Annotated in this window: 3 protein-coding genes; all 3 read left to right on the forward strand. The window is 76.5% G+C overall.

Going from position 1 to position 2,981, the window contains the following annotated elements; translation table 11 throughout:
* Positions 1-93 precede the first annotated feature (93 nt).
* The 3 genes from MHW47_RS33915 (at position 94) to MHW47_RS33925 (ending at position 2,975) form a co-directional block, all read left to right on the forward strand.
* Positions 94-579, forward strand: a complete 486-nt coding sequence (locus MHW47_RS33915) for a potassium channel family protein (RefSeq protein ID WP_239227686.1) — start codon at positions 94-96, stop codon at positions 577-579.
* A 150-nt stretch (positions 580-729) separates the two neighbouring features.
* Positions 730-2,052 (forward strand): geranylgeranyl reductase family protein, encoded by a 1,323-nt coding sequence (locus tag MHW47_RS33920; RefSeq protein WP_239227687.1) that lies wholly within the window; start codon positions 730-732, stop codon positions 2,050-2,052.
* A gap of 95 nt (positions 2,053-2,147) precedes the next feature.
* Positions 2,148-2,975: a thioesterase II family protein gene (locus tag MHW47_RS33925; RefSeq protein ID WP_239227688.1), complete on the forward strand. Its 828-nt coding sequence runs from the start codon at positions 2,148-2,150 to the stop codon at positions 2,973-2,975.
* The last annotated feature ends 6 nt before the right edge of the window (positions 2,976-2,981 follow it).

Genomic DNA, 2,981 nt, shown 5'->3' on the forward strand with positions numbered 1-2,981 from the left:
GGGCGCGGCCGGCTTCCGCGCGATCGGGTGACGCGGGGCCGGCGGACGCGTGCCCGGCCGCCCGGGCCACCGGCGGCGCCCCATGATCCGCGCATGGTGCCTGTATTCCTGACCAAGGCGGTCGAGCTGCTGCTCGGCCGGGAGAAGCGCTCGCTGCACCTCAAGGCGGCGGGCTGGGCGACGGTCCTGCTCGCCCTGACCGTACTGGCCGGCTCCGGGCTGGTGGTCCTGGCCGAGCGGCACGCCCCGCAGGCCACGATCACCACGTATCCGCGGGCGCTGTGGTGGTCGGTGGAGACCGCGACGACCGTGGGGTACGGGGACCTGTTCCCGGTGACGCCGTGGGGGCGGGTCGTGGCCGCCGTCGTGATGGCCGTCGGCATCACCACGTACGGCATGGTCACGGCCGCGCTGGCGACCTGGTTCGTCGGGCACGAGCAGCGGCGCCGGCACCGGCTGGCCGCCGGGGCGGAGCGTACCGCGCGCGAGATGCGGGACGAGACCGCGCGGCTGCTGCACGAGCGCTTCGACCGGATCGAGCGGCTGCTCGCGGAGCCGGGCCGCAGGCCGCCGCTCTGAGCGGCGGCGGCCACACCTCGCACACAGTTACGGACTTCGCCGGGCTCGGCGCTTTGTTGATCACCCTCCCGGTGCGCCGGGGAACCCGGCAGGATGTCCGGGTACAGGGCCGTCGTCCCCGGCGGCCGTCCGGCCCAGGGAGGGAGCCCCATGCGGGAGACCCGTGCAGAGCAGTCGCCGTCGGACGAGGAGACCGCTGCCGGCGCGGCCGAGGAGGCCCAGGTGATCGTGGTGGGGGCGGGCCCGGCCGGTTCGTCCGCCGCCTACCACCTGGCCAGGGCCGGGGTCGACGTGCTGCTCCTGGAGAAGTCCCGCTTCCCGCGCGAGAAGGTGTGCGGCGACGGGCTCACGCCGCGCGCGGTGCACCAGCTGATCCGCATGGGCGTGGACATCGGGGCGCCCGGCTGGACCCGGTCGCGGGGCATGCGCTGGGTGGCGGGCTCCCGGCAGGTGGAGATCGACTGGCCCGCGCTCGGCGGCTACCCCGACTTCGGGCTGACCCGCAGCCGGCACGACTTCGACGACATCCTGGCCCGGCACGCGGTGGCGGCCGGGGCCCGGCTGCGTACCGGGGTGAAGGTCAGGGGGCCGGTAACCGACCGGGCCGGGCGGATCACCGGGGTGACGGCGGTGTCGGAGGCGGGGACGGTGGAGCACCGGGCCCCGGTCGTCATCGCCGCCGACGGCGCCTCGGCCCGGATCGCCCTGGCGATGGGCCTGGAGCGGGACACCGGGCGGCAGATCGCCACGGCGGCCCGCCGCTACTACCGCAGCCCGGAGCGCTCCCGCGAGGAGTTCCTGGAGCTGTGGGCCGACCTCCGCTTCCCGCGCGGCGACGCCTACCTGCCGGGGTACGGCTGGATCTTCCCCATGGGCGACGGCCGGGTGAACGTCGGTCTCGGGGCGCTCCCGCACCGCCGGCACGGCAGCGCCGACCTGCGGGCCTCCCTGGACCGCTGGCTGGCCCGCACCCCCCGGGAGTGGGGGCTGCGCGAGGAGAACGCCGAGGGGCCGGTGCGCAGCGCCGCGCTCCCGCTGGGCTTCAACCGGCACCCGCTGTACACCCGCGGGCTGCTGCTGGTCGGTGACTCGGGGGGCATGGTCAGCCCGTGGAACGGCGAGGGCATCGGACAGGCGCTGGAGGCGGGTGAGGTGGCGGCCGAGACGACGGCGCTCGCGCTGGCGCTGCCGGCCGGGCCGCGTCGGGAGCGGGCGCTGCGCCACTACCCGGTCGAGATGAACCGCCGCTGGGGCCGCTACTACCGGCTGGGCAACGCGGCCGCGGATCTGGTCTTCAGCCGGTCGGGCTTCCAGCCGGTGCTCAACCGCTACGTCCTGGGCTCGCCGGCCCTGCTCAACACCCTGGCCCGGCTGCTGACCAACCTCACGGAGCACCCGTCGCGCGACGCGATCGACCATGTCCTGAACACGGCGGTACGGCTGGTTCCGGCACCGAACGCCCGGCGCCGCTGACCCGTACACCTCCCCGACCGGGCCGACACCGGCAGACCCGCACGCCCCCCGACCGGGCCGACACCGGCAGACCCGGTCCGAACCGAAAGCACCCCATGCAGAAGCGATGCATCGCGGACAGCGCCCCCGGCGCACGGCGGAACCCCTGGCTGCGCCGCTACCACTCCACCGACGCCCTCGCGGAGCTGATCTGCTTTCCGCACGCGGGCGGCGCGGCGGGGTACTGGCGTCCGCTGTCCGACGCCGTCCAGCCCTTCGCCGATCTGCGTGCCGTGCAGTATCCGGGCCGGCAGGACCGCTACCGCGAACCGGCCGTCCGCGATCTGCACCGGCTCGCCGACCTGATCGCCGCGCAGCTGACCGCCGGGCCGCCCCCGGCCGGGCCGCGCGTCCTGCTCGGGCACAGCATGGGCGCCTCGCTCGCCCACGAGGTGGCGCTGCGGCTGTCGAGGGTGCCCGGCCAGGGACCGGCGGGGCTCGTCGTGTCCGGGCGGCGGGCACCGTCGCGGCTGGGGGCCTGGAAGCGGCCGGAGTCCGACGAGGCGCTGGTCGCGCGCGTGAGGGCGCTGGGCGGGACCGATCCGGCGGTGCTGGCGGACCCGGGTCTGCTCGAAGTGATCCTGCCCGCGCTGCGCGCCGACTACGAGGCCGTCGCGGCGTACGTGCCGGGCGACGGGGTCCTCGCCTGCCCGGTGGTCGCCCTCACCGGGGACGAGGACGCGGAGGCGCCGGTGGAGGACGTGGCGCCGTGGGCCGAGCGGACCAGGGGGTCCTTCGCGCTCCGGGTCCTGCCCGGCGGGCACTTCTTCCTCGACGCCCACGTGCCGGCCGTCGCCGGAGCCGCGCTCGCGCTGTGCGGCGTCGCCCCGGCGGGCGGCGGGGCGGGTGGGGCGGCCGTCACGGGCGGCGCGGAAAGGACCTGAGCGGGC

Origin of the sequence: Streptomyces sp. OfavH-34-F (assembly GCF_022347745.1) — a bacterium.
Lineage (GTDB): Bacteria > Actinomycetota > Actinomycetes > Streptomycetales > Streptomycetaceae > Streptomyces.